Genomic DNA, 6,300 nt, shown 5'->3' with positions numbered 1-6,300 from the left:
CGCCCCAGATACCCACGCGCCAGACCCGAACCCGCCAGATACAACTCCCCCGCAACCCCCACCGGCACCGGCCGCAGACCCGCATCCAGGACGTAGACCCGCATGGACTCCAGTGGCCGGCCGATGGGAACGGTGTGCGGGATGTCGGCCGCGGACCTGATCGTGTATGTCGTGGCGAAGGTCGTGGTCTCGGTGGGCCCGTAGCCGTCCACCACGACGAGACCGGGGCAGGCGTCGAGCACCCGGCGCACCGCCGCGGCGGGCACCACGTCTCCGCCCGTCCACACCTGGTTGAGGCGGGCGAGGCAGCCCGGCCCCTCCTCGGCGATCAGCCGGAAGAGTCCTGCGGTCAGCCAGAGCGCGGTGATTCCGTGGCGTGTGATGGTCTCCCGCAGACGTACCGCATCAAGGTCGCCCGGTGCGGCGACGACGATCCGGCCGCCGCCGAGCAGCGGCACCCACAGCTCGTAGGTGGAGGCGTCGAACGCGGTCGGCGAATGCATCAGCACCCGGTCGTGCCCGAACTCGAACCGGCGGTCGGCTGCCAGCGCGGCGATGTCGCGGTGGGTGACGCCGACGCCCTTGGGGAGACCTGTGGAGCCGGAGGTGAACATCACGTAGGCCAGCTGGTCCGGACGTACCGTGACAGCCGGATCGTGCGTGGGGTGGTCGGGTGAGGTCAGGACCGGACCGGCTTCGATCACCGTCAGGTCCGACGTCGGGCCCGACTCCCCGCCCGTCGTGGCGCCGGAGGGGGCGGACACCGCGTCGGTGATCAGAACGTTCGCGCCCGTCTCGGCGAGGATGTGCCGCACGCGGGAATCGGGGAAGCGCGGGTCGAGCGGCACGTACACGCCACCCGCCTTCAGGACTGCCAGTACGGCTGCCACCAGGTCGGACGAGCGCTCCATGCGAAGCGCCACCCGCTCCTCGGGCCGTACGCCGGCGGCGATGAGGTGGTGCGCGAGACGGTTGGCACGGGCGTCGAGCTCACCGAAGGAGAGCACTCCCGTGTCGGAGACGACGGCCTCGCTGTTCGGTGACCAGGCCGCGAGGTCGGCGAAGAGTTCGGGGACCGGCCGGTCCTCGGACTCGTTCTGCTGGGTTTCGTTCCAGGTGACGAGCAGCTGGTGCCGCTCCTGCGCGCCGAGCAGGCAGAGCCGGCCGACGGGGGTGTCGTACTGCTCGGGAGCGTTCTCCAGGAACCGTACGAGCCGGCCCATCAGCGTGTCCGCCGCGGTGGCGTCGAAGAGGTCGGTGCGGAAGTCCAGCCGCAGCTGGAGGCGTTCACCGGGTACGGCAGTGAGGATGAGCGGGTAGTGGGTGGCGTCGTGGCCCTCGATGCCGGTGACGAGGAGCCCGCCCCCGACCTCCAGCACGTCCGGGTCGAGCGGGTAGTTCTCGAACACCACCAGGGTGTCGAAGAGTTCGCCCAGGCCTGCCGTCTGCTGGATGTCGGTCAGGCCGAGGTACTGGTGGTCCATGAGCCCGGCCTGCTGGTCCTGGAGCCTGCCGAGGAGCGCGGCGAGGGTCTCGGACGGGTCCAGCTGGACTCGTACCGGAAGGGTGTTGATGAAGAGCCCGACCATCGACTCGATGCCCGGTATCTGCGGGGGACGGCCCGAGACCGTACCGCCGAACACCACGTCCTGACGGCCGGTCAGCTGACCCACCACCATCGCCCACGCGGCTTGGAAGAGGGTGTTGAGGGTGACCCCTCCGGTGCGGGTGAGAGCGGTGAGCCGCTCGGTGAGGGCGGCCGGGAGGTCCACGGTGACGCGGTCGGGGGCGGCGGGGCTGCCGTCACGGCCCGCGGGGGCCACCAGGGTCGGCTCGTCGAGTCCGTCGAGGACCTGCCGCCAGGCGCTCGTCGCGACGGTACGGTCCTGTGCGGCCACCCACGCCAGGTAGTCCCGGTTCGGGGTCACACGCGGCAGGGCGGCGCCGTCCCCGGAGCTGCCGTACAGCGTCAGCAGCTCCTTGACCAGGACGGGCATGGACCAGCCGTCGAGCAGGATGTGGTGGTTGGTGACGACCAGCCGGTGCTGGTCGGCGCCCGTCCTCAGCAGCGCGAAACGCATCAACGGCGGGCGTGCCGGGTCGAAGCGCACGGCCCGGTCCTCGGTCATCCAGCGGCGCAGTGCCGGCTCGCGCTCCTCCTGGGGAAGAGTCGTCAGGTCGACGTCCTGCCAGGGGAGTTCGAATCCTGCGGGGATGATCTGGAGTGCCGCGTCGAGTCCTTCGTGCCGGAACGCGGCCCGCAGGCCGCCGTGGCGGCCGAGCAGGGCGTGGGCGGCTGCCCGGAGGGCTTCGGCACGCAGCGGTCCCTCGATGTCGAGGGCGAGTTGGACGGTGTAGACGTCGTCGCCCTGCTCGTCGTAGACGGCGTGGAAGTAAAGGCCCTGCTGGAGCGGTGAGAGCGGCAGTACGTCGGTGAGGAGGCCGTACTCGGTCTCGAACCTGTCGAGCTGCTTCTGGGTCACCGAGACCATCGGCCGCAGGTCACTGGGGGTGAGCCCACCCGCATCGGGGTCGGCCGCCTGAGCGGCGAGGGACCGCAGGGCACGGAACCATCCCTCGGCGAGCGTACGCACCTCGTCCTCGGTGAACAGCGCGGTCGGCCAAGACCAGTCGGCGACCAGGCGCGGGCCCTCCGCGTGGTCCTGGGTGACGGCGTTGAGGTCGAGCGCATGAGTGAGACGCATGCCGGGGTCCCGGCCGTCACCGAGGTCGGCGTCGGAGCACAGGGCCCAGTCGGCAGCCGCCCCGCCCTCAGCCGCGTCGAAGCGGCCCAGGTAGTTGAACCCGAGTTGCGGGGTGGGCAGTTGGGACAGAACGCCGGAGGTTTCCGGGTTCAGATACCGCAGCAGGCCGTAGCCGATGCCGTTGTCGGGCAGGGCGTGCAGCTGCTCCTTGACCGCCTTGAGGGCACGGCCGGGGTCACCGGCTCCCGCCGCGTCGAGCCGGACCGGGAACATGCTGGTGAACCAGCCCACGGTCCGGGACGTGTCCACTCCCTCGACAACGTCCTCACGGCCGTGGCCTTCGAGATCCACGAGAACACTGCCGGAGCCCGTGCCGCGCCACTCCGTGACAGCGAGGGTGAACGCGGTGAGCAGGACGTCGTTGACGCCCGCGTGGAACAGGGCCGGAATCTGCGTGAGCAGCGGTCCGGTGATGTCGGCGGGGAGAGTGAGGGAAAGATGCCGGACGGTGGAGGCCGTATCGACCTCCGGGTCCAGCGGCCGGGCACCGATCAGCGGATCCCCACCGGCCAATACGGCTTCCCAGAGGGGGAGTTCGGCCGCACGCTCCGCAGCGAGGGCGTGCAACTCCTGCGCCCAGCGCCGGAACGAGGTACCGGTCGGCTCCAGCTCAGCACCCGCATACGCCTGCGCGAGATCCGGCAGCAGCACCCGCCAGGACACCCCGTCCACCACCAGGTGATGAACCATCAGCAACAGTCGGCCCGCATCCTCGAACCACACTGCCTGGACCATCACCCCGGCCTCCGGAGCCAGCCGCAACTGCGCAGCACGCGCCCCGTCACTCACATCACCACCACCCCGGCACAGCACGTCCCCCGCACGCACCGACCCCGGCCGCGCCACCTCCAGACCCCAGGCACCCTCCACACGGACCACACGCGAACGCAGGACATCGTGACGGTCCAGCAGCACCTGAAGCGCCGACTCCAGACCCTCGAACGTCACCCCCGTAGGCGTCCGCAACACCATCGCCTGGTTGAACCCGTCCGCGGAGCCGCCCAGCTCACGCAGCCACCCCACGATCGGCGTCTCCGCCACCGCCCCCAGACCCGCCTCCGGATCCTCGGCACGCTCCGCCGACACGCCCTGCGCGACCACAGCAAGTGCCTCGGGCGTCCGGTGCTGGAACACCTCACGCGCGGAGAACACCAACCCCGCCCTCCGCGCCCGGCTCACCAGCTGAATCGACACGATGCTGTCGCCACCCAGCTCGAAGAAGCTGTCGTCGGCGGAAACGGAATCGAGACCGAGCAGCTCGGCGTAGATGCCGCAGAGGGTCTCTTCCCGGGCACTGCGGGGCAGCCGCCCCTGACCGGCCCCGGTGTACTCGGGCAGCGGGAGGGCTTTGCGGTCGAGTTTGCCGTTGACGGTCAGGGGAAGCGCGTCGAGGACCACGAAGGCGGAGGGGACCATGTAGTCCGGCAGCGTGGCCCCGACATGCGCCCGCAGCACGTCCAGGGCAAGAACCCCACCGGGTGCGGGGACGAGGTAGGCGGCCAGGCGCTTGACGCCGGGCTGGTCCTCCCGCACGACCACCGCGACCTGGCCCACCGTGTCGTGGCCGCCCAGAACGGTCTCGATCTCACCGAGTTCGATCCTAAATCCGCGCACCTTCACCTGATCGTCCGTACGGCCCAGGTACTCCAGCTCACCGGTACGGGACCAGCGCACCACATCACCCGTGCGGTACATCCGGTCCCCCGCCGCACCGTGCGGGTCGGCGACGAACCGCTCCGCCGTCAGCCCCGGGCGACCGAGATACCCCCGGGCCAGTCCCGCACCCGCGACATACAACTCCCCTGCCACTCCCGGTACGACCGGACGCAGAGCACCGTCCAGAACGTAGGTACGGGTGTTGAGCACAGGGGTGCCGATCCCCGGAACACCGGATCCGGCCGCCAGCGGCGCGGACATCGTGGCCGCAACCGTCGCTTCGGTGGGCCCGTACGCGTTGACCATGCGCCTCCCCGGCGCCCACTGGTCCACCAGCTCCGCCGACGTGGCGTCGCCTCCGACGATCAGCGAACGGAATCGCGGGAAGCCGCCCTGCGCAACACTCGCCAGCGCCGCCGGCGGAATCAAAGCGTGGGTGATGTCCTGCGAGACCAGCACCTGGGCCAGTACCTCACCGGCCAGCGGACCCGGCGCGGGCACCACCAACGTGGCACCCGCCGCGAACGTCATCACCAGTTCCAGCACCGACGCGTCGAAGCTCGGCGAGGCGAACTGCAGCACCCGGCTCTCCGCGTCCACCGCGAAACGCTCCACCCCGGTGGCCGCGAAACTCCCCACACCACCGTGCGTGACCACCACACCCTTGGGGCGGCCCGTCGACCCCGACGTGTAGATCACGTACGCAGGACTGGACGGGGACACCACCGCACCGGGCCGCGCAGCCGACACCTCGTCGTCCAGCGCGGGCAGTTCCCTCAGGACAAGGACCGGATGTGCGTCCTGAAGCATGTAGGCGATCCGCTCTGCGGGGTAGTCCGGGTCCACCGGCAGGTACGCCGCTCCCGCCTTCAGCACCGCAAGCTGCGCGATCACGATGTCCACGGAACGCGGCAGCACCAACGCCACCACACCCTCCGGGCCCACGCCCCGGCCCATCAGCCAGTGCGCCAAGCGGTTCGCCCGCTCCTCCACCTGCGCGTACGACAGCACCAACCCCGCACCCGCCACGGCCGGCGCGTGGGGAGTCCGCTCCACCCAGGCCTCGAACAGACCGTGGAACGACACCGGCTCCGCCGCGTGGCGCTCCCCCGCCCACGACCCGAGCACCAGCTCCCGCTCGCCGGACGACAGGACCTCCACCTCGCCGACCCGTATCCCCGGATCGGCGCTCACCGCTTCCAGCACCTGCACCAGCCGTCCGGCGATGTCCTCCACCGACACCCGGTCGAAGAGGTCGACCGCGAACTCCACGCTCCCCGCCAGACCGTCCGCCGCCTCGGCGAGAGTGAACGAGAGGTCGAACTTCGCGGTGTCCAGACGGACCGGCTGCCGGCTCACTGCCACGCCGGGCAGTTCGAGTTCGGCCGACGGAATGTTCTGCAGCTGCAGCGACACCTGGAAGAGCGGGTGGCGGGCCATGGAGCGGGCCGGGTTGAGGACCTCCACCAGCCGCTCGAAGGGCACGTCCTGGTTCGCGTACGCCGCCAGGTCCGTCTCCCGGACCCGCTCCACCAGCTCGCGGAACGTCGGATCACCCGAGAGGTCCGTACGCAGCACCAGCGTATTGATGAAGAACCCGACGAGATCGTCCAGCGCCTCGTCCGTACGCCCGGCGACGGGCGACCCGAGCGCGATGTCCGTGCCGGCGCCGAGGCGGTGCAGCAGGGTGGCGAGTGCCGCCTGGACGACCATGAACAGGCTCGTGCCGGTCGTCCGGGCGAGTTCGCCGAGCCGGGCGTGGAGTTCGGCCGGGACGTGGAAGTCGACGGTGTCGCCTCGGTGGCTCATCTCCGCCGGACGCGGACGGTCCGCGGGCAGCGTCAGCTCCTCCGGCAGCCCCGCCAGCGCACCCCGCCAG

General features: G+C 70.7%; 1 protein-coding gene. It reads right to left on the bottom strand.

Annotation, left to right across the window (positions count from 1 at the left end):
* Positions 1-6,300, bottom strand: a 6,300-nt coding sequence (locus AB0D18_RS41135; protein WP_362430831.1) for an amino acid adenylation domain-containing protein, incomplete at both ends; no start/stop codon positions are given.

The sequence above is a fragment of the Streptomyces sp. NPDC048442 genome, from assembly GCF_040651475.1.
Classification (GTDB): domain Bacteria; phylum Actinomycetota; class Actinomycetes; order Streptomycetales; family Streptomycetaceae; genus Streptomyces.
This window is presented reverse-complemented; position numbering and strand designations above follow the sequence as displayed.